The organism is Shewanella rhizosphaerae (assembly GCF_019457655.1).
Taxonomy (GTDB): Bacteria; Pseudomonadota; Gammaproteobacteria; order Enterobacterales; family Shewanellaceae; genus Shewanella; species Shewanella loihica.
In genome coordinates, this window is record NZ_CP080420.1 from 3225922 (window position 1) to 3247108 (window position 21187).

The 21187-nt window shown below is 51.6% G+C and carries 21 protein-coding genes and 1 pseudogene; 7 read left to right on the forward strand and 15 right to left on the reverse strand.

Translation table 11 applies throughout. The features are described 5' to 3' along the window. Window positions 1–126 precede the first annotated feature (126 nt). The gene (locus K0I63_RS14085; RefSeq protein ID WP_220043005.1) at window positions 127–579 is read right to left on the reverse strand and encodes a YaiI/YqxD family protein; all 453 of its coding nucleotides are present in this window, start codon (window positions 577–579) and stop codon (window positions 127–129) included. Window positions 580–746: 167 nt separating this feature from the next. Between K0I63_RS14085 and K0I63_RS14090 the strand changes: the two are divergent. Together K0I63_RS14090 and K0I63_RS14095 are read left to right on the forward strand one after the other, a co-directional pair. Then, window positions 747–1444 (forward strand): annotated as a pseudogene (locus K0I63_RS14090) (DUF2461 domain-containing protein). A 12-nt stretch (window positions 1445–1456) separates the two neighbouring features. Further along, entirely contained in the window at window positions 1457–2326 is an 870-nt protein-coding gene (locus K0I63_RS14095; RefSeq protein WP_258406879.1) for an SPFH domain-containing protein, read from the forward strand. A gap of 123 nt (window positions 2327–2449) precedes the next feature. On the opposite strand, the gene K0I63_RS14100 is transcribed toward K0I63_RS14095, so the two are convergent. After that, window positions 2450–3040: a TetR/AcrR family transcriptional regulator gene (locus K0I63_RS14100; RefSeq protein WP_220081449.1), complete on the reverse strand. Its 591-nt coding sequence runs from the start codon at window positions 3038–3040 to the stop codon at window positions 2450–2452. Window positions 3041–3200: 160 nt separating this feature from the next. Between K0I63_RS14100 and K0I63_RS14105 the strand changes: the two genes are divergently transcribed. After that, the gene (locus tag K0I63_RS14105) at window positions 3201–3836 is read left to right on the forward strand and encodes a glutathione S-transferase (protein ID WP_220081450.1); all 636 of its coding nucleotides are present in this window, start codon (window positions 3201–3203) and stop codon (window positions 3834–3836) included. 168 nt (window positions 3837–4004) lie between these two features. Here K0I63_RS14105 and K0I63_RS14110 read toward each other — a convergent pair whose 3' ends face one another. The 8 genes from K0I63_RS14110 to K0I63_RS14145 form a co-directional block, all read right to left on the reverse strand. Beyond that, window positions 4005–4409 carry a DUF3169 family protein gene (locus tag K0I63_RS14110; RefSeq protein ID WP_220071967.1) on the reverse strand — a complete coding sequence of 135 codons (405 nt, stop codon included), beginning with the start codon at window positions 4407–4409 and terminating at the stop codon, window positions 4005–4007. Window positions 4410–4510: 101 nt separating this feature from the next. Further along, entirely contained in the window at window positions 4511–5626 is a 1116-nt protein-coding gene (locus K0I63_RS14115) for a hypothetical protein (protein ID WP_220081451.1), read from the reverse strand. 124 nt (window positions 5627–5750) lie between these two features. Beyond that, window positions 5751–6755 carry a DUF4365 domain-containing protein gene (locus tag K0I63_RS14120; protein WP_220071969.1) on the reverse strand — a complete coding sequence of 335 codons (1005 nt, stop codon included), beginning with the start codon at window positions 6753–6755 and terminating at the stop codon, window positions 5751–5753. An 855-nt stretch (window positions 6756–7610) separates the two neighbouring features. After that, entirely contained in the window at window positions 7611–7997 is a 387-nt protein-coding gene (gene pcaC, locus K0I63_RS14125; protein WP_220081452.1) for a 4-carboxymuconolactone decarboxylase, read from the reverse strand. 258 nt (window positions 7998–8255) lie between these two features. Then, window positions 8256–9116, reverse strand: coding sequence for a patatin-like phospholipase family protein (locus K0I63_RS14130; protein WP_220083461.1), 861 nt, complete (start codon window positions 9114–9116; stop codon window positions 8256–8258). A gap of 102 nt (window positions 9117–9218) precedes the next feature. After that, a complete protein-coding gene (locus K0I63_RS14135) occupies window positions 9219–9695 on the reverse strand; it encodes a MarR family winged helix-turn-helix transcriptional regulator (RefSeq protein WP_011866533.1) in 477 nt (158 codons plus the stop codon). 202 nt (window positions 9696–9897) lie between these two features. Then, window positions 9898–10686, reverse strand: a complete 789-nt coding sequence (locus K0I63_RS14140; RefSeq protein WP_220081453.1) for an AraC family transcriptional regulator — start codon at window positions 10684–10686, stop codon at window positions 9898–9900. Window positions 10687–10725: 39 nt separating this feature from the next. Next, window positions 10726–11169: a carboxymuconolactone decarboxylase family protein gene (locus K0I63_RS14145; protein ID WP_220081454.1), complete on the reverse strand. Its 444-nt coding sequence runs from the start codon at window positions 11167–11169 to the stop codon at window positions 10726–10728. A 226-nt stretch (window positions 11170–11395) separates the two neighbouring features. Here K0I63_RS14145 and K0I63_RS14150 point away from each other — a divergent pair, with 226 nt between their 5' ends. Both K0I63_RS14150 and K0I63_RS14155 read left to right on the forward strand, forming a co-directional pair. Then, a complete protein-coding gene (locus K0I63_RS14150) occupies window positions 11396–12847 on the forward strand; it encodes an RsmB/NOP family class I SAM-dependent RNA methyltransferase (RefSeq protein ID WP_220081455.1) in 1452 nt (483 codons plus the stop codon). Window positions 12848–13151: 304 nt separating this feature from the next. After that, window positions 13152–13322, forward strand: a complete 171-nt coding sequence (locus K0I63_RS14155) for a hypothetical protein (protein ID WP_190272391.1) — start codon at window positions 13152–13154, stop codon at window positions 13320–13322. 88 nt (window positions 13323–13410) lie between these two features. On the opposite strand, the gene K0I63_RS14160 is transcribed toward K0I63_RS14155, so the two are convergent. Beyond that, window positions 13411–13944 (reverse strand): YfaZ family outer membrane protein, encoded by a 534-nt coding sequence (locus tag K0I63_RS14160; RefSeq protein ID WP_220081456.1) that lies wholly within the window; start codon window positions 13942–13944, stop codon window positions 13411–13413. Between the two features lie 299 nt (window positions 13945–14243). Here K0I63_RS14160 and K0I63_RS14165 point away from each other — a divergent pair, with 299 nt between their 5' ends. Beyond that, complete coding sequence (locus tag K0I63_RS14165; RefSeq protein WP_220043016.1) at window positions 14244–14732, forward strand: glutathione peroxidase; 489 nt, start codon at window positions 14244–14246, stop codon at window positions 14730–14732. Between the two features lie 892 nt (window positions 14733–15624). On the opposite strand, the gene K0I63_RS14170 is transcribed toward K0I63_RS14165, so the two are convergent. Further along, window positions 15625–17445 carry a M1 family metallopeptidase gene (locus K0I63_RS14170; protein WP_220081457.1) on the reverse strand — a complete coding sequence of 607 codons (1821 nt, stop codon included), beginning with the start codon at window positions 17443–17445 and terminating at the stop codon, window positions 15625–15627. A 229-nt stretch (window positions 17446–17674) separates the two neighbouring features. Here K0I63_RS14170 and K0I63_RS14175 point away from each other — a divergent pair, with 229 nt between their 5' ends. Then, window positions 17675–18583, forward strand: coding sequence for a collagenase (locus tag K0I63_RS14175; RefSeq protein ID WP_434086774.1), 909 nt, complete (start codon window positions 17675–17677; stop codon window positions 18581–18583). An 11-nt stretch (window positions 18584–18594) separates the two neighbouring features. On the opposite strand, the gene K0I63_RS14180 is transcribed toward K0I63_RS14175, so the two are convergent. From K0I63_RS14180 to K0I63_RS14190, 3 genes are all read right to left on the reverse strand, one after another. Then, window positions 18595–19524, reverse strand: coding sequence for an alpha/beta hydrolase (locus K0I63_RS14180; protein WP_258406880.1), 930 nt, complete (start codon window positions 19522–19524; stop codon window positions 18595–18597). Between the two features lie 368 nt (window positions 19525–19892). Beyond that, window positions 19893–20309 carry an SRPBCC domain-containing protein gene (locus tag K0I63_RS14185; RefSeq protein WP_220081458.1) on the reverse strand — a complete coding sequence of 139 codons (417 nt, stop codon included), beginning with the start codon at window positions 20307–20309 and terminating at the stop codon, window positions 19893–19895. Between the two features lie 250 nt (window positions 20310–20559). After that, entirely contained in the window at window positions 20560–21096 is a 537-nt protein-coding gene (locus tag K0I63_RS14190; RefSeq protein WP_220081459.1) for a nucleotidyltransferase family protein, read from the reverse strand. Window positions 21097–21187: the final 91 nt, after the last annotated feature.

Consider the following 21187-nt stretch of genomic DNA (forward strand, 5'->3'; position numbering starts at 1 on the left):
ATTTCCCACTCAGACAGGCACTTTGGTGTCAGCAAGCACTAACTTTCGAGCATAAAAAAAGCGCCAAATAGGCGCTCATTAATTGACGGACGGCAGCTTAAACTAGGGCTAAATAGTTTAAGCCGCTTAACGCTTGTGATACTTAGTGATCAGGCGATCCAGCTGATTGCCGAAGGCCTGTTTCTCGCTCTGACCTATGGCCGCCGGGCCGCCGGTTTGCACGCCGCTGGCACGCATGGTGTCCATGAAATCGCGCATGTTGAGAATAGACTTGATGTTATGCTCGGTATACAGCTCGCCCCTAGGGTTCAGCGCCAGGGCGCCCTTGTCGATCACCTCTGAGGCCAGTGGAATATCGGCGGTGATCACCAGATCGCCAGGCACCGCGCGCCGCACTATCTCATTATCGGCCACGTCAAACCCAGAGGAGACAGTCACCAGCTGAATAAAACGCGATGGCGGGATCCGCATGGCGTGGTTGGCCACTAAGGTCACGGCAATCTCGGCGCGATCGGCGGCGCGAAACAGTATCTCTTTAATCACGCCTGGGCAGGCATCGGCATCGACCCAAATCTTCATCTCTTCTTCCTGTTATCACAGTCACTCATGGCTGCGAGCACTATAGCATAGCTATCGCGCTTTATAACGGGTGACCTTATCCCTTAGCAAGCGGCATTAACACTCCGGGGATCTCTTATGGTAATTTAACAAGACATTGATTGTAATTAGGACTTAGCGGATAGATTATGACCACATCTGCCACCAAGGAAGCGCTTTTCAGCCCGGACTGTCTCGAGTTTCTCGCCAAATTGGCCAGCAACAACGAGCGTGACTGGTTCAAGGCCCATCAGGCCGAGTATGAGGCCAAGGTTCGCACCCCGGCGCTTAACTTTATCGGCGCCATGGCGCCCCATATCCAGCAGCTCTCGCCGCGCCTCACTGCCGTGCCCAAGAAGGTCGGCGGCAGCCTGATGCGCCCCCAGCGCGATGCCCGTTTCAGCAGCGATAAGACTCCCTACAAGGTCAACTTGGCCTACAGTTTCGCCATTTTCAGGGCAAAGATGTGCACGCTCCCGGGCTCTATCTGCATATCGCCAACGACGGCTGCTTTCTCGGCGCCGGGATCTGGCACCCTGACAGCAAGGCGCTGAGCCAGATCCGCAGCTGCATCGACGATAACCCCAACGCCTACAAACAGGCACTCAAGCAGCTCAGCGCCGCCGGATTTGCCATGGAGGGCGACAGCCTGCAGCGTCCGCCCAAGGGCTATGACAAGCATCACCCCATGTTAGACGAGCTCAAGCGTAAAGACTTTATCGCCATCAAACCGCTCGACACTCAGCAGCTGTTTGCCAAGGATTTCGATACCTGGTGCGCCAAGCAGTTTAACCAGGTCAACAAACTCATGGGCTACCTCTGTTTCGCCCTGGATCTTGATTATTAAAAAGGATTTTTGATGTTTAATCGTAAAGCCAACAAGACTTTCGGCCCACGCCTAAGCGGACTCGGCCGTCTGAAATTTATCGCACCACTCTTGGTCGTACTGCCGCTGGCCACTGGCCTAACGGGTTGCACCAACCCCAACACCCCGGCGGGGGAAGAGGGCTATGTGTTTGAGAAGCCGCGCATCTTCGGCGCCGGCGGCTATCGCGGCACCCTCATAGGCCCCAGCAACTATGGGGTCTCCCTGTGGCGCAATGAGGTGATCAACATCGACATGCGTCCCAACACCTACACGGAAAACTTTAAGATCCTCGCTAAGGACGATCTCAACATCAGCTTCAACTTCCACGCGGTGATCGCCATCAAGTCGGGCACGGTGAAAGAGGTGGTGGAAAAATATGGCGCCGAGAACTGGTATGTACGTTTCGTGCGCGAGACCTTCCGCACCTATGTACGGGACGAAGTGCAGCGCTACGACAGCGTGGCGCTCAAGGAGAACCGCTCGGAGATCGCCCAGGCGGTGTCGGTCAAGCTCAAGGACTACCTTAAGACTTCGCCTTTCCAGCTCAACAATGTGATCGTGGGTAACATCAACTACCCCGACATAGTCGCCATCGCGGTCGAGAAGAAGCTCGCCGCCCAGCAGCTGCTGTCGGAAAAAGAGACCCAGAAGGAGATCGCCCAGAAGGATGCGGAGATCCGTATCGAAGAGGCCAAGGGTATCGCCCAGGCGCAGAAGATCATCAACGAGACCCTGACGCCCAACTATCTGCAGCACGAGGCAATTAACGCCCAACTGAAGATGGCGGACTCGCCGAATCACACTACCGTCTACATTCCGGTCGGCACCAACGGCATCCCTCTGATCAAGGGCGCCAAATAGCAGTAACGGAACCCAAAAAGCCTGTCGTCCGTTAGGCGACAGGCACTAGAAGCGTCAAAGATAAAGCATTAGTAAGGCCTTGATTCGAGTGCCTTAAACAAACTAGTTAGCGAGCAACTTTAGCTAACCACTCACAGCTAGCGATTTAAGATAACCCATAAGCACCTCACGGGCCTGGGCGATACGCGCCTGCTGTCTCGCCTTGCCCAGCACACGTATTCCCTGCATCTGCATCACCAGAAAGCTTGCCAGCTGCGCACATTGGACACCTGCCGACAACTCACCGCGTTGCTGCGCCCCTTCCAGCACCCGCTCGAAGGTCTGATGCAGCTCGTCAAACAGGCGAGAACAGATCCCCTGCACCACTTCATCGCTTAGGTATTTTTCCAGCACGGCATTTTGCAAGAAGCAGCCGAAGGGCTGGTTAGATTGCCTGACGATAAACTCCTCCAGATAGGTCACCAACTCATCTAGGCCAGCCGTCTCGGCAAACAGGGGCGTGAGATTGGGCATGGCATGGTTATCGAAGTAGTAGGCCAGCGCCTCACGATACAGGCTCAGCTTGTCACCGAAGCTGTTATACAGGCTAAAGCGGTTAATCTTAAGGTGATCCACCAGATCCGCCACCGAAGTATCGGCATAGCCTTTCTGCCAGAAGAGCTCCATCGCCTCTACCAGCTTCTCCTGCCTATCAAAATTACAACTTCTCGCCATAGATGATTTTGCTCTGCTTTAGTCACATGTGTTCGCAACAAGTTTCTTGACCGAACGTTCAGTTATGAATTAGATTCTATTCTAAACGAGCGTTCAGTTAAAGCAAAAACCTTAAACTGCGACCACCACAACAACTTCCACAAGAGTCAGAGAGGGATAGATGAAACTCTACGAATTAGCCATGACCCCCAGCGCCAGACGCGTCAATATATTCCTGAAGGAACTTGGCCTAAACGAACAAGAGATAGGCCTCGAGCGTAAGAGCCTCAACCTGCGCGCCGGTGACAATCTGAGTGATGAGTTTAAGGCCATCAGCGTCAACGGCCGCATCCCGGTACTCGAGCTCGACGACGGTCAGACCCTGTGTGAATCTGTGGCCATCTGCCGCTACTTCGACGAAGTCACTGCGCCAGCACACTCGCTGTTTGGCAATACGCCGCTGGAGAAGGCCCAGGTTGAGATGTGGCAGAGGATCTGCGAGCTGCAAGGCCTGTTCGTCGCCTTCCAGGCCTTTAGAAACATCACCAAGGTGTATGAAGACAGGGAGCGCTGCGTCGAGGCCTGGGGCCAAGAGTCCCGCCAGCGCGTGATAGAGTTTCTGCCCACACTAGAGAAACAACTCGGCCAGCAGCCTTTTGTGGCCGGTCAGAAGTTCTCCATCGCCGACATCACCGCCTACGTAATGATGAGCTTCATCAAACACCTGGAGATCACCCCAAGCGACGACCAGCCCCACCTCACCGCCTGGCTCAACAAGATGGAACAACGCCCCGCCATCATAGACGTCAACGGCTAAATTTGAGATAGAAGAATCTAAGGTGGCGAGTTCAAATGCTGAAGCTCGCCTGCCAAATGGCCAAGGACAAAAATAGTGAAGGTTAGGAATACTAGCTCAACGTCACCAGCTTCGGCCGAGTAAAACAAAATCCAGCAAACAACGGAAGCAGTGCTGGCTCGGTTAGATTTACTTGTTCCTGCGTTTACCGGCGCTTTTTCGCCATTTATTAAAATACAAATATGCAATAGCAAAAAAAACTATTCCAATTAAGACTCTTTCCCCCATTGAATCAACGGTTGTTCCTTGTCCTGTCCGCGAAGCTAGTAATCCAAAAAATGAGACTAAAACACCTAGCACTATATACATTAGTGCATAACCTAGAGGCTCCCTTCGCTTCCTTGACTTCTGAGCACGTTCTTCTTTTATTTTCTTACGATATTTATCAGTATTAACCTGTGCTCGCCGCTTAACCGGATCATTAAGAATCAGCTCTATTTCTTTTACGCGATCAGGCCATCTATCCCGATCAATGTGCCTATATGCGTCTTCTAATTCCTCGACGCTATACTTTGTGTAATCAATTTTATCCATATTTGACTAGTAACGCTTCACGTAGTGGGAACAGAATTCCCGGCTAAAATTTACGAGGCACGATCATGAAATACGCCTGCAGTGTCTTTTTATACATATTTTTAATTTTTAACATCCCATGGATTTGTATTAACGTTGTCATAGCGGAAATAGTCTGAACCATTTGGAAAACTATAATGCGCACGATACGCTATATCTAGTACCCATTTAGCAATCTTTTCAGCCTGATTTTTTGATAAATTAAAATTGTTTATATAGAAGTATGAGAGTGATTTCTCTGCGACCGGATATGATTTGATGATTTCTGCATAAACCTTTTTATATGAAGAACCAGTTTTAGACCATGCTGCTAAAGCCATATTAACTTCTTCCGTTGAGTTATAGGTATCGGAGTCAGAAAGAGCCCATGGTCTGAGAGCTGCATTTGCCCATACATCCTGAACATGGTTTCTTAGGCGAGCAGTTGGTTGTAACGTACCTTCATCATTTCCTGGCCCCATTGTTTCATCCAAAAGATGGGCGAAGTATTGAACTGGGTTTGGTAATAATGACTGAGAGAGTTTGACGTCCGGACGAAATTTGATTGTGCAGGATTGGTCGAATGCTTCAGAAGAATTTATATATATAGCCCATGGTGCTAGAAAATCATAAGGCTGGCCAACAGACATGAACCATTTTCTTTTTGTTTGCTTTGAAAGAAAGATAAGTGGCGATCTCCAAACATCTCCAATTAGTGCTGTGTATTTGGAGTGACCATAGCTTTCTTGTAAATCTTGCAGAAACTCATTTTTCTGGGCTTTCGAGTCAATTAAAAAAAGTGAATACATATCTCCACGCCAGCCAAAACTAGTTTCTTTTACTGCAATACGTACACCACCCGTAATATTCTTTTCCCAGTAAACACTGCGTATAGATTCTTCTCCAAATTGAGGAACTTTTTCAAACTGGTCTTGATCTGCTTCTAATGCGGCGCCACCAGAAATATCAAGTGCTGATGAACCTAAAATTAAATTACTATTTAGATTTTCAGGAATGTCGAGTGGGGCATATAGTTGTGTTGATTTTGAGTTAAACATGGATCTGGCGAGTGTTAAAGCATCTGAACATTCTTGACTAGATACATTGCCGGATATTGTAGGAAAAGTTTCCGCAATGGCATTAGAAACGATAAGTGATAGCATTGAAGCAAATATGTGAATCTTAATCCTTGAGCGCACGTGATATATCCTTTGTTTTAATAAAAAGCACGATCATGCAGTTTGCAAATATGTATAACGCGCGCTCTGCGGCAAATTTGGAGCGCAGCGGAAAATTTGTCCGACAGCAGCACCTTGTTAACCCTTACACAGATCGACCATGCCACGGAGCAAAACTGACGAATTCACTTTTACCCGGCTTTATTTCAATCAAGCCAATCTCCGACATAAACTTAATCCACTCAAACATTTGCAGACCTATATCATTCAACCGAACACCACACTCGTATGCAAAATACTCGTAAGCGGCATTAACGCCAGACATGACATCTCCGTTTGACAACACTACATCAGGAACTTCCTCATCATCCCACCAGTCTTCAGCATCTTGATCTACAAAAAACTCTATATAAGGATATGCATCCTCTAGTTGACCAATACTCATCATGTACTGCCAGTGCTCCCTAAGGATCACCCTTTCAGTTTCACTTTCTTCATAAATATAGAGCTGGCTTCTAGTCTTACTTTGCCAATCCCAAAACTCTAACTTATGACATACTGCTCTGCTCTCGGCTGTTGCCAAGTGCCAAATTAGGTCGTAATCTCGATAGCAGACATCTACATGCTCGTTTTCGTCCCCAAGAGCTTTCTTCCATTCTTTGATGTCGTTTTCTTGCAAAATAAGACGAAATGCCTGCGAATCTAGCTTGCTGCTCGTGGGAACATTAATTGTTGCAGTCTCTTGGCTTAGCGTAAGAATTTCTCTGCCCCAAGTGTTTTTTACGTACTCAGATATATTAAGAATTAAGAACTCTTCCGCTGACTCAATAAATAAAACAAGATAAGTCGGCATTGGTTGTAGAAACCAATAACGAAGGTGGTTAACTGATAAAGATATTTTTACTTCTTTGCTTTTCTCGTACTCTCCTAATGAAATGGTTTTTGCCATTTTACCTTTCATTTGAAACCACACGAGCGCGCTAGTCAGTTGCTCCTTCCCAGAAGAAAGTTTACGCGTAAGGTGCATCCCAATATCTCGAGCACCTCGATCATGTTCATAATTAATAAACTCTCCATACTCAGAAGCGAATGCTCTGAATTTCTCCATATACTTTCTTTCAAAGGAGTCAGTCTCTCCAACTACGATCACGTTTGTCTCCTTTTGGGGTTAACAACTTATTAATGAGACCTTGCAAGGTACGCTACCTTGTAAGGTAGGAAACCAAGCATGTAAATAAGTGGGGTCAGAGTCATCTTCTAAAGGAGGTGATTGGCTCATGTGGTTGGCTTTTTCATTCCCTGAATGGCGTAGTCGATGTTTGATTCGAGTTGGCCTAGCTCTGTCCTTGATTGGTGATACTTTAATCTATCTTGTCGGGACTACACAACATGCCCGCTCACATTTAATCAAAGATTTCTCTCTAAAAAATAGTGAGTTGAATCTATGTATTCTCAAATGACGATAAATCGAAGAGACGTTAGATACCGAGTGTAGATACGGCTGTGACCTTCGGTTTCAGGGATGAAACCGTAGAGCGGCCAGGGATGGCGCACAGCGTGTCACAGCAGTATCTGCACATAAGCCCACCGCAGGTGATAAGTCACAATGAAGGTGCGACCTTCAAATACCTTACCAAAAAGCATTCAGGTAAATGCCGCAACTTGGAACAAACCGAGAGTCCCAGGACACCAGAAGAAGCCAAATCGAAGAGACGGTATATACCGAGTGTAGATACGCCGGTGAGCTTCCGAAACAGGGCCGAAAATGTTCCCGACATTTTTCGGCATTCCCTCCATCCTTGGAGGTCAGATGGCGCACAGCGTGTCACAGCAGTATCTGCACATAAGGTCGCTCATTCACATCCATGTGATCGCGACATTGGTACATCCATTTACAGCACCCGCCGGGCAGGCGATAAGTTACAGTGAAGGTACGACCTTCAACGCCCCTTCAAACAACAATCCCGGTAATCGCAACAACAGAAACAAAAGGGCAAGAGTCCCCTTATGACTCTCCTTCCAACCACTCGCTAATCACCTTATTCGCCGCGCGAAACGCCTCAACCCCGGCTGGCATGCCGCAGTAGACGGTTGAATGAAGCAGCACCTCTTGGATCTCCTCGACGGTGCAGCCGTTACGCAGCGCGCCGCGCACATGGCCCTTGAGTTCGGTGGAGGCCTTGAGTGCGGCCAGGGTCGCTATGGTGATCAGGCTGCGGGTGCGTCTGTCGAGTCCCTCTCTGGCCCACACCTCGCCCCATGCGTTGCGGGTTACCAGCTCCTGCAGGGGCTGGGTAAAATCGCTGGCCGACGACAGCGCCCTGTCGACAAAACTATCGCCCATCACCTCGCGCCTGATGGCTAACCCTTGATCATACTTGGCCTTATCCATAGAGACTCCTTCTACGTCATGATTATAAACACTCGTTTAAAGTGCTTGTAAAACCGCCAAAGGTCAACCCCATTCCTGAGCCTGAGCTAAGAGGTATGAACCAGAGCCATGAACTTGAAGATGAGTAATGAGACTAAAGAGCAGCGAGGGTTAAAGCGGAGGCTTAAACAAACAATAGGAACAAAGTTTAGACTGCAAGATTAAGACAGGTTGCGGTTCACCTGAGTGAACACGAATCGCAAGAGAGGGCGAAGAGAGTTAGCTGTTTTCGATAAAAGCCAACAGGCTTGGGATAAAGGCTTCACCCTCACTAAGGCCGCGGCGATAGACGGCTTCGACCTTACTCACGTCCCGCTCCAGACGCGATAGCCCCAGCGGCGTGGCGGGCTGCAACACAAGGGCACTGCCATCGGCCTGGGCCTTGGCCAAATCATCGAGCGCCTGATTGTAGACTTGGTGGCGGGTAAGCAAGGCGCTGGCCACCTTGGGATAGCGGCGATAGAGACGTTTCGCCAGCCATTTGGCCTTGAAGGCCGATTTACGATAGTCCTGCTCCTGGGTCAGTATCACCACCTGACGCTTAAAGCCATCTTCACGGGCCTGTGCCAGGGGGATCGGCGCCCCTATGCCGCCATCGAGATAGGGCGTGCCGTCGATGAAGGTAGGTTTTGAGATAAATGGCAGACTGCTGGAGGCGATAAGCACCTCGAGAAAGGTATCGTGATCGGCAAAGTCTGCCATGCCGAAGAAGTCGGTCTCGCCGGTCAGGCAGTTAAAGGCCCCCACCTTAAACTCGGCCTCGCTACTGGCGAAGGCGTCGAAATCATAGGGCACCAGCTCATGGGCCATGCGGCGGTAGGTAAAGTCAGTGTTGACATAGTTGCCGGTGCGCAGCAGGTGCTTGAGCCCCATGTAGCGCTTATCGGCAAGAAAATTCTGTTGAATGGTGAGATTACGCCCCATCTGACGCGACAGATAGGAGGCGGGATAGATGGCGCCGGCGGATACCCCCACCAGATACTGAAAATGGATCCCAGCCCTTAAGAAGGCATCGAGCACGCCCGCGGTATAGATGGCGCGCAGGCCACCGCCTTCGAGTACCAAGGCGCAGTTATCCACCTTGAACTCGGCCGCTGCTGACGTTTCAGAGCCTGGCAAGGGTGAATCTGACATTCCTGATCCCGGTAATGCTGAGTCTTGTAGCGGCGCGCCCAACACGAATTACTCTTCCGCCTGGATCTGCCCCACCAGGAGTACAGGTGCGGCATCCAGCTCCTGGGCATCCATCATGGAGGCGATACGCTCGACGGACGAGAGCAACTGGCTCTGTTCCCAGTCTTCAAGGTTTTGATAACGCTTGATAAAGTGATCCTGCAGCGGCTTAGGCGCGGCCTTTAAGATCTCGATTCCCGCCTCGCTGAGAGACAGGTGCCACTTGCGCTTGTCTGACACGCTACGGGTTCTCACCACCAGGTCTCGCGCCTCGAGGCGATCGATAATGGTGGCGACCGTGGCAGGGCTGAGCGCCACTTCCTGGGCGATCTCCTTGGCCAGCGGGCGGTCGTAGGCGGCAATGGTCTGCATCACCATAAGCTGCGGTCCGGTGAGGCCAGATTGCTTGTTGAGCTGCCGAGAATGTATATCGATGGCGCGGATCACGCGGCGCAGCGAAATCAGTAGTTGTTCGTACTTTTCCATAATCTCCTCTCGTTTCAGCCGCACCATACCAGAAATAATTTCCAGACTCATGCTCTATTAGCAAAAAAGCAATACAAGCTTATCACTTGCTCTGCTTTTGCACTAATGCCAAGGGCTTATCTATGCTGAGGTTTTTTAAATATCGAGAAAGATGGGCTAAGCACAACGCTTGCAAGCCGACGAAGGCTTGGGGCACTATGCCTTAACCGGCGCCTTGAGTCAGACACTGGCGATAACGCTTGGGGGTGATCTTAATCAGCTGTTTCAGCTCTCGGGTCATATGAGCCTGATCGGCAAAGCCAAGCGCTAAGGCGACATCGGCAAGGGGCGCCAGAGGTGAGTGTTTCAAGGCCTGCAAGGTCTGCCTGGCCCGCATCAGCCGCTGATAATATTTGGGGGTCATCTCGAGATAACGGCGAAAATACCTCTCTATCTGCCGCTGACTCATGACCCCATTCTCAAAGGCCGTCATGTCGGCATCGGGCCTGTCTAGTGCCTGCAGCACCTCGTTGATCACTTGCGGCAATGGCTGGTTTAGCGTCTGATTGGCTCGCAGCCAACGATAGGTCAGGCTTAACCGCTGAAGATGGCCACGACATGCGCGCAGCGATGCCGCCAAGGCCATGAGTTCCGCATGAGAAGTGAGCGGCGTAATGGCCTCCCTCCCCTGCTCGAAGGCGAAACGCTCCATCATCCAGGCCCGCCCGGCGCCGGGCAGGAAACGCACGCCAACGGCCAAGGCGCCGGGCGGCAGCGTCACCCTGGTGGTCTGCTTGTTGACGGGTAGAAGATAGACTCCGGCGGGCACCTCCTGCTCGTCATAACCCAGCGGCGCACCGAGATTAATCAGCAGGCCGCTGGCCGCATCGCTATGGAGCCAAGCATGCAACTCATCGGCCTCTGCTGGGCACGAAACTGACCAGATCCCCTGAACTAAGTCAGACAGCGCGCCCTTAGGGCAGAAGAGGTGAAAGTCTAAGTCGCTGGTCACGTTTGCTCCCTTTAAATTCTGGTCTCGAAACCTGTCTGTCTAGATAAGGCTAGGCTTGAGCGCCTTACAGAGACGATTCCAACTATTGATCGCGTTGAGCCCTAAGGTCAAATCGACCAATAACTTGTCGCCAAAATAGCGCCGCGCTTGTTCACGGGCCTCGATAGAAATGTGCGGCAATGCCAACTGCTCGGCCCAGGCGAGCGCCTCACGCTCCGCCTCGCTGTAATAGGGTAGACCACGCCAGGCACTGAGGCCGACGATCTTGTCCAGGCTTACGCCCAACTCCAAGGCAACCTTGGTATGCATCTCAATACAAAAGGCGCAGCCATTCACCTGAGAGACATGCAGTTTCAACAGCTCAAGCTCCGCCAGCCCCAACTTCTCATGGTCACTAAACACCTGCTTTAGATAGTTTTCTTGGCTGTATAAGATGCCCAGGGCCTCTGGCGCCAGCGTCATGTAATCGATATTTGTACTCATTTGGGTTCCTCCGATAGTCGAGTAGCATCAGGATACCCAGCATCCGATTCGCGCTATTGCAGATTTTCGACATGAGGCGAACTTAACGTGCCTATGTGAATGAGGCGAGCGTGGCAACTAGAACCAAGGTTTCATGGGGTGTTTCGCGTGCCTCTGCGGTAGCAAATATGCCGACATCTGGTACACTTGCGCCCTCAGTATCAGATCTCAGCTTAGGCATACACTCATGGGCGACTCCACAACTTCGGCAACCACCTCTAGCAAGACTCCTCTGGCGGTCACCAGCATCAGCAGCGAGCAGCTTCATCAGGCGCTAAACGCCCAGAGCGGCGCCGAGAAACGCGCCCTGAGTTACAGCCTGACCATACACCAGCTATTTTGTCAGACCCTGCAGAGTAAGCTGCCGGGCGATCGCATCTTGGCCGACTATTTTCGCGCCCATAAGAAACATGGCTCCAAAGACAGACGGGTGATCCGCGAAACCCTGTTTGGCCTGTTTCGCTGGCATGGCTGGCTCAAGTTAATCCCGTTAAAGGATGACAGCCAGCAGGCTATCACCCAGCAGTGGTTTGCCCAGCTAGCCATGACCGCCGCCCTGGAGGCTCACCCCTGGCTGGATATCGTCTCGGCCTGGCGCGGGTTTGCTGGACTCGATGAGCCAGCAATAAATGCTCAAGCAGACTCAGGTTCTGGTTCTGGTTCTGGTTCTGGCTCAGACACTGACGCTCTTAAGATCAAACAGGCCATGCTAGAAACCACTTTCCCAGCTCAAGTCTTCCCCTTGACCGCACTGGCGCCGGACTGGTTCTGGGCCCATTTCGACCAAGACGTCGAGATGCAAGAGCACTTAGTAAGCAGCCTGTGCAGCCGCCCGCCTATCTGGGGTCGTCTGCAGGGGATCTCCCTGGCTAAGGCCAAGAGCAAGCTGGCGGAGCAAGAGATAATGGCGAGCGGCAGCGACTACTTCAAAGATGCTATCAACCTTGGCCATAAGAGCATCAACCTCAATGGCGTAGCACTCTATAGCGAAGGCAAGCTGGAGATCCAGGATCTCGGCTCTCAGGTGATAGGCAATATCTGCACGCCCAAGGCAAATGAAACTTGGTGGGATGCCTGTAGCGGCGCCGGCGGTAAGAGTCTGCAGCTGCGATCGCTCATGTTGCAGCAAGATAGCAAGGCCAGCGGCAGCGTGGTCGCCTCAGACATTCGCCGCAAGCCCCTCGAAGAGCTGGCTAAGCGCGCAAAGCGCGCCGGTTTTAGCCAGATCAGCACCCAGCCTTGGCAATCGGATGCACTGCCGGTTGCCACCGGTCATTTCGACGGCGTGCTGGTCGATGCCCCTTGTAGCTGCACCGGCACCTGGCGACGCAACCCGGATATGCGCTGGCTCGATGACGCCAGTGCCATCACAGACAAGGCGAGCCTGCAGCTGGATATCTTAAGCCGTGCCTGTGAGGCGGTAAGACCCGGCGGCGTATTAGTCTATGCCACCTGCTCTATCAGCCCGGTGGAAAACCAGCAGGTAGTCGAGGCCTTCCTAGCCAAACGACCCGACTTCAGCCTGCAGACACTGACCCATCCCTTCACCAATGAGGCCACACAGATGCTGACGGTACTGCCCTATCAGGCTGATAGCGACGGCATGTTTGTCGCTAAGATGATCCGCCAGGGCGAATAGTCTTCCCATCTCTCAACACGCAGCGCCGCACTCTTGCGGCGTGCGCTTTCTCCGTGCGCTGGCTCCGTGCTCTGGCTCAGTGCGCTGGATCCGTGCTCTTTGCTCAGTGCTCTGGCGGCGCACGTGTCACCTGTTCGTCTCATCTCTGTCACCTAAGCGTCATCTTAGCTTCTTACCATGCGACTTCGGCTTGATTAATGACAAGAGGCTGGTATCAGCAGATTAGTCATTGAAAACTCGCCACAAAAGATTAATCACAGAAGATTCGTAACAATAAGATAAGTCACAAGCGACAGGTGAGATCATGTCACACTATGATGAATTTGAGATGGCATCGGAGCAGACACCCACTTGGGAATTTGATGCCCAGGATAAGCTACGCAACAAGCGTAGCAAGCAGAGACGTCGCCATCAGGCAAACCAACCAAAGCGTTATGACCATGATGACGAGTTTGACGAAGAGATCTGGCGCTAGCCACTCTTGAGTAAATACCTAGCTCAGATGAAAGCTTGGGTGTGCGTAAGATCCCGCTCACCCAAGTTGCCGAGCCGCTAATCGCCGATTAGAAGTGGGCGCTGGCACCGATATAGAAGCCGCTGTCGAAGGTGTTATCGGAGCGATTATCGTACTGCAGGCGTATGTTACGGTAACCGGCAAACAGCCCCAGGCTGGGGTTGACCTGAAACTGGATCTTGCCATCCAGCTCGTACTGGCCATCGACGCTGCCGAAACTCAGCACGGAAGGCGCATAGTAGGCCGAGGTTTTAAGGGCAATGTTTGAGCCCAGATCCAACGAGTAACGACCACCGATCGCCACCACGCTGCCGTTACTGCTGTTTTTCGCCCAGTAATGGGAAAACTTTGGCCCTATCTCGAAGTGATGCGCCCCGGCATCGTGACTCATATGGGCCGCGGCCGAGACAGTGTGCCCCTCATGATTGGAATATAGATACCCCATCACCAGATTGGCCGACGGATTAAGATCCATCTGCAGATCCGTAGAGATCACATCATCATTTATTCCAAGATTAAAGTCGTTGGCCTGGGCCGTGAGGCTCAAGCTGCCTAAGAGCAGTAGCGCAAATTTGGTTTTCATCTTCACCCCTTAAAATGCGGTTTTTATTCGGCCAAGAGGGTATCAGACTGTATTTTCGCTCACCATTAAATATGCTTCATCAAATTGTTTTTAAAGGCATTATTAACAAACTCGCTGCATATTCACCCCATAGAACTTACAAGCCCATCGAGTCAGACACAAAGGTCACCTAAGGCAGCTGGATGCCGACCCGCAGCAGGTTAGACCCTTGCGAACTCATTCACCTCGAAACCGCAATTTAAATTGCGCACAATATATTTTATTGCTAGGCTTATAGCATCATCAGGAGGACTCCTATTATGTCGATTTACGATTTTTCACTCACCCGCATCGATGGCAGCACCCAGCCGATGGCGGATTACAAAGGTAAGGTACTGCTTATCGTCAACACGGCCAGTAAATGTGGCTTCACCCCTCAATATCAGGCGCTACAGGCGCTGTATGAGCAGTTCGGTCCTGAGCATTTTGCCGTGCTCGGCTTTCCCTGCAACCAGTTTGGTCAGCAGGAGCAGGGAGATGAGAGCGAGATCAGTCAGTTCTGCGAACTCAACTTTGGCGTCAGCTTCCCGCTCTTTGCCAAGATAGAGGTAAACGGCGACAAGGCTCATCCTCTGTATCGTTACCTCAAGCGTGAAGCCAAGGGGGTGCTTGGCAGCGAATCGATCAAATGGAACTTCACCAAGTTCCTGGTCGACGGACACGGATGTGTGCTGGAACGCTTCGCTCCCACCACAAAACCTGAATCTTTGGCAGAAAAAATTGCTGCTTTAGTGAGCCAATCCAAATAGATAGGAGAATGTTGGAAATATTTTCAAACATTTTTGGTTATTTTTTGAACTTTTCAACATTTGAAAACTCCAATTATTGAACGCGAAGATTTGCTTTTTCATGTTCATCATTCTCCCTGGGACTTCTAGCGCAGTCCCCCTAGATCTAGATGGATCGACAGGCAACCTCCTTGGTTGCCTTTTTTTATAAAAATCATCCATATCAATCTATTAGGATTCAAACTCCCATAGCTTCCAGCCCAACACCCGGAGCAATTTATGTCTATTCCCGACGGCAAGATGACAATCTGGCATCTATACTAAAAGGTTAAAATTGCCCCTTTGGCTACGGATAGGAAAAAAATTTGAATTTTTTACAAGCTTTATTGAACTTATCTGCTAAGGGAGACTCTGAATAAGTGAACGGATTAGCGGGTTGGGTAATTTAGCTAACGAATGATTCGGTAGGCTTACCTGGCTCAAGTTACATTGTTCATCATCATCTCCCTTTGGTGACCCTCTAGGTCCCAAGAGCATCTACCTCGCTAGCGCATTGAGGTTTATGACTCGACACTTATTTGATTCATGGCAACCTTTGGTTGCCATTTTTTTTGCCTGTTTAGACGCTTTGGCACCTAGCTTCCCAGCTAACGGGAAAAATCGGCCTTTTTCGAAAATTTTTTAACTAATTGTCGCGGCGTGGGGAACTAACTCGATATTGGTGACTCTGAAGAGATGTAACAGATTTTTCATCATTGTTTGTTCATCATCTCCCTTCGAGACTGAGTTGGTCTCAGGAGGCAAGAAATTTCGCTAGCGCACAGATTTCTTTCTCCAAATAGATAGTTGTGGCAACCCCTTGGGTTGCCATTTTTTTATCCTGCTTCTTTCGTTCTACTGCAAGCGCTCTGTCTTACTGCAATAGCTGCTTATCCAGCTGCACCGACAGCGAAGGATGGTAGCCCGCCCTCGCCTTCTGATAGATGCGACGCAGCTCCTCGCCATATCCGGCCAGCAGCAACTCGTTGTACAGAGGACGCACAAACTTCCCCCGCCCTATCTTCATCAGATAAGCCTCGACGAAGGGCAGTACGGGATCGTAATGATTACGTATGGCGACCCGATACCAGTCACAGGCGATCTCGGCATTAGTGCTGCGGCTGAAATCGAAGCTGGTCTCTAAGTCGATCAACGACTCTTGCTCGAGTACCTCGGGCAGGCTGTTTAGGAAGTACTGCCAGTGGTGCACCCGCCAACCCGCCGTGTTGGCCTTATTGATAGGCTCTCCACTGAGCCAGGCGGCGCGCAGGGCATCGACCTTCTCCAGGCTGTCTGAGCTAGGCGGCACGAACCAGGCGGGCATCCCCTCGCCATAGACCCACTCGAGCAACTCGGCCTCGGTTATCTTATCGCCATGCTGAACAAGCAATGTCTGTCTGGCGTAATCGACGAAGGTTTCAGTGGTGATCGCCTCGAAGGCAAAATGATTCACATACTCGAACAGGAAACGGTCGAAGGCGTCACGCCCCAGACGATGCTCCAGCTCATGGACAAACATGGAGGCCTTGTCATAGGTGAAGCGGTTAAAGGCATCGTTAGGATCGCCCGCCTGCACATTGGCCGGCAGGGTCTGCGCCTCGAGTGGCATGCTCACCAGCTCCTCCTTGAGCCGGCCATATTCCAACACTACCTCCAGTTCGGCCAGCTCCTTGCCATACACGGCCTCGACGATGCGATTGGTGAAATAGGTGGTAAAGCCTTCGTTGAGCCAGAGATCCCGCCAGGTGGCGTTGCTCACCAGATTGCCCGTCCAGGAGTGGGCCAGTTCGTGGGCGACGGTAGAGACCAGGCTCTTATCGCCGGCGATGAGTGTGGGGGTCATGAAGGCGAGCCTTGGGTTTTCCATGCCGCCGAAGGGAAAGCTAGGCGGTAAGATAAGCATGTCGTAGCGATCCCAGGCATAGGGGCCTAACAGGGACTCGGCGATCTCCACCATCTTCTCGGTATCTTCAAACTCCTTCACCGCCGCAGATAGCACCTCGGGCTCGGCATACACGCCGGTGCGTGGGCCGATAGCGCCAAAGTGAAGATCCCCAACGGCAATTGCCAGCAGATGAGTCGGAATAGGCTTTTCCATCTCGAAGCTAAACTCGCCCGTTAACGGCGCATCGCCGTGGTTCATGGCGCTCATCACGGCGCGCATGCCTGGCGGCACTGTGATCTTGGCGTCGAAGGTGATTCTCGCCTTGGGGCTGTCTTGCAGAGGGATCCAGCTGCGAGCGTTGATCGGCTGCGACTGACTGAAGAGAAACGGCAACTGCTTACCGCTGGTCTGCTCCGGTGATAGCCACTGCAGCCCCTGAGCCGAGGGCGAGGTGTGATACTGCACTGTGACCTGTTTACTTGGCGAGCGAAGTTCGATGGCCAAGCGCTGACCGCGCACCACATCTTGCTCATCCAGTCGGTAGACCAAGGCATTGCCGGCCTCGTCCTGCACACTGGTTATGGTGAGCTCGCGGGTATCTAAGTAAAGGACACGGCAATCTTGCTCGCGATAGTCTAAGTTAAGCTTGGCGCTACCTATGAGTTGCTGCGCCGCAAAATCGACCTCGAGGGCCAGGCTCAAATGCGTGACCCGCAGGGCGTCCACATTGGCAAATGAATGATGATCTTGTTGATTATCCCACTGAGTGACCACAAGGATTCCTTTTTTATGATGTAGGGCTGGTGCCATTTTAGTCCCGCAGGCCAAGAATGTCATGGCCACCCGATAGAGCGACCTGACTAAAGAAAGCCTAAGGCGATTGGCTCAAACAAATGGCCTTTACAAACGGGCTAAGCAAACGGGCTAAGCAAACGGGCTATACGGACCGCTTATACAATCTGCGTAGAAATTGACTTCGATGAATGAAGGTGAAACAATTGGGATATTTTATACAAAAAATAACAATAAGGAAACCTCTGTGTCTCAATCATCTCTCATGGGTTTTGTGGTTGCCCTCCCCCTGCTGACCAGCTTTGCCCTACAGGCAGGCGAAACCTCGCCGGTTGCTCCCTTGCAAGCCGTCTTAAGCCAAAACCACGACTGCAGCCCCACCATCACCATTCGCTCCCAGGCGCTCACCCAGGAGCAGATAACCCAGGCCTGCGCCCTGATGCAGAAGCAGGAAGCCAAGTTCCACCAGCTGTTCGGCACCCAAGGCAAGCCGGTCGCCAATGACAACAATCAGCGTATGCGCGCCAACGTCTACCACAGCCGCGACGACTATACCCGCTATGTCACGGCGCATTTCGACGTGCCAAGCGACAACGGCGGCATGTTCCTGGAAGGCCTCCCCCACCTAGCAGGGAATCAGGCAGAGTTTGTCGCCTATGAGCGCGGTGGACAGATCTGGAATCTAGCCCACGAGTATGTGCATTACCTGGATGGTCACTTCAATCTCTATGGCGACTTTTGCGCCTCGCTGCACGACTCCCATAGCGCCCCGGAATATTGCCCTGAGCCGGCGCCGCTGCTGCCTCACCTAGTGTGGTGGAGCGAAGGACTGGGGGAATATATCTCTCAGGGAGACGACAACCCGGCGGCCATCGCCATCATCGCCAAACAGCACTTCGAACTGAGTGAATTGTTTAACACCAGCTACGAGCACAACGGCGGCACAGATCGCGTCTATCGCTGGGGCTATCTGGCGGTGCGCTTCATGATGGAGCATCACAAAGACAAGATAGATACCATGCTGGGCTTTACCCGCAAGGGCGATTACCCGAGATATCAGGCATTGGTAAAGCAGTGGGGCACCAGCATGGATGCGGAGTTTCAGGCCTGGCTTAAGGCGCTGAATGCCACCAGCACCGCTAAACAAGCCTCTTAAAGCCGAGCTTACTACTGAGTACTGCCTTCCCCATCGCGCGCCAGGAGCCAATAGAGGCCTTGGCTCGCCGTGGTGGGAAAGGCGGTTTCGTGGCGCGCCCCCGCTATGGTGAGGCTCTCGAGTACCAAGTTATCCCCCAGCTGGCGCCTTAGGTGGCGTCCGAGTTTATCCGCCCCGGCGACCATGTCGTGTAACATGCCCGCCTTGGCAGGTGTCTCCAGCGCGCCGACCGCCAGAAACACTCGCCGCGCCTGTTTGTCATCGGCCCTCGGCTTTGCCGTTAGGGATAACAGCTGCTCGCCGTTAAACCACACCGAGGGGCTGCCCAACACATAGTTATCAAACAGATTCGGCCTTTCCAGTAGCAAATAGGCCCCAAGCAGGCCGCCGAGGGAGTTGCCCACAAAGGTGCGCTCCTTGTCATCTACCCGATAATGTTCGGCCATGAAGGGCAAGACCTGAGTCTCTAGATAATCGGCGTAGTGACTGGCACCGCCGGTTGTTAGCTTCCAGCTCGAATCGTTAAAGGGGGTATAGTCACGCACCCGGCTCTGCGCCCCCTTGTCCCCCTTGGCATAGGAGAGACCGACTATGATGGCCTCACGCATCTTGCCGCTATTCATGGGAAAGCGGGTCATGCCCGAGACAATCTGAAAGGCATAGGGCGCATCGGAGACATAGACCACGGGGTAATGTCTCGTGCTATCGGCTTGATATGAGCGCGGCAGCTTTACCCAGAGTGGATAGATGCGCTTGCTCACGGGGTCGGTCAGCTCGAGCACAGCTGTACGGGGGATCTCCACCTTAGGCACTGGCGCTTTAGCAACCGCCTTAGAAGCCGGCGCCGCATCGACGACTGGCTCAACAGCGGCGGCCATAGTGCTCAATGAAACGATTAACGGCAAGATGGCCAACGATAGGGCCAGTTGGTGTAACTTCATGTCGGTGCGCTATCCCTTGTAATGATGTGTGACGAATAAGCAGGCCAGCCTACTTTAGATGGCACTAAACATGAAGTTTTTAATTGATTTAATAAGGTTTTTTAAAAAAGATGAAAATATTTAAGAATTTTTATGAACTAATCCCGATGAAAGCACTCTGATAATATGAACAGAATTTGCATCGATTAGTTATCCCAGTGACAGGTCTTAATTAATCATCAGTGTGTTTACCGTTCATCATCATTCCCTTTAGATAGTTTCTAGCGCAACTATCCTTAGATTCCGAATTTGGAACTTAAGCGACCTCATCAGGGTCGCTTTTTTTTATCCTGAATTTCACCACTGTGCGCGACACAGGATATCCACGGCTAATCGCTGGAGTGTTTCTCAACATAGGCCCTGAAGTTATCTAAGATGCTCTGCCAGCCCTGACGCTGCTGCTCCACGGGATAGCTAGATTCGGTCTCAAAACGTTGAGTCACCCTGACACCGGCATCATTAGGGATAAAGGCAACCTCAACCTCGCGGCCATCTTCCAGCCTATAAGCAATCGCCTCGTGTGGTGCGACATGGGTAAACTCGCCGCAGTAGTCAAACCCCATAGCACCATCTTTGGCTTCCATACGATAGCTAAATTGCCCGCCCGGCGTTAACGCCTGCTCTGCGGCCGGGCAGCACCAGTCGTCGCTGGCAAAATACCAGCCTTTAATTTCCTCCGCCTGGGTCCATGCCGCCCACACCCGGTCGATACCTGCCCTCACCTGAGTTTCAATCGTCAGCCTCATAGGTTTCCCTCCCTAAAAATCATCATCTAGTTACGCTTATTCAACCTAACGTGAGAGTAAGTGAAGCCCAAGACAAAGGATAACGCCATCATGCTTTTGGCTGCTCATGCACTAAAGACGACCTTATATAAAATTGGAGAGACAATAACAATTGAAGAGACGATAGTGACGAAGCGGAAACCCTAAGCGGTAAACTCAGGCTTTAAGATCATAGATTTAAGGTCATAGACTTCAGACGGTGAATTCGCCCCTAGGGTGCGATGTGCAGCAATGGCCAGCGAACCAGCCAGCCCTTTGAGTTGACCCTATGCTCAAAGGTCTCGCGGGATCGCTTGGGGTTAGCCGTAATGCGGCAATTCAGCAATGATTCAAAGCCGAAGGCGGCGATGCACTGATAATGATTGTCTGCAATCTGCCTGATGCCGATGGCCGTCTCCTTCTCAGGCCAATGACCCATGGCATCCAGCGAACTGGTATAGGGGGAGTCGCCATTGCGCTCATGCATTGTCGCTTGATTTCGAACCTGCCAGTTAAGCCCCGGCATCTGCACCTTTAACTGCGCCTCATAAACCAGATAGGCGTCCGGAGTCAGTTCTGCTTGGTCGAAGTAGATCACATCGAGATCGTTTAAAGGAGTCGGTTCGTTGAAATTATGCAATAAGTCCCAAACTAAGTTTCGAACAAAACCTGCCGCAATATAGCATTGGGGCAAACCTAATTGAGACACATGATAAAGTGCCTCAACTCTGACTGGATCTTGTCTGATTAGTTCTACGATTTTTTCCATTTTCGCCCTGCGCCGTAACGCTTCATTAACGGATCTCCAAAAAGCGTAGCTTTTTGGAGGTCCGTTAATGAAGGGCGTAAGTTGAATGATT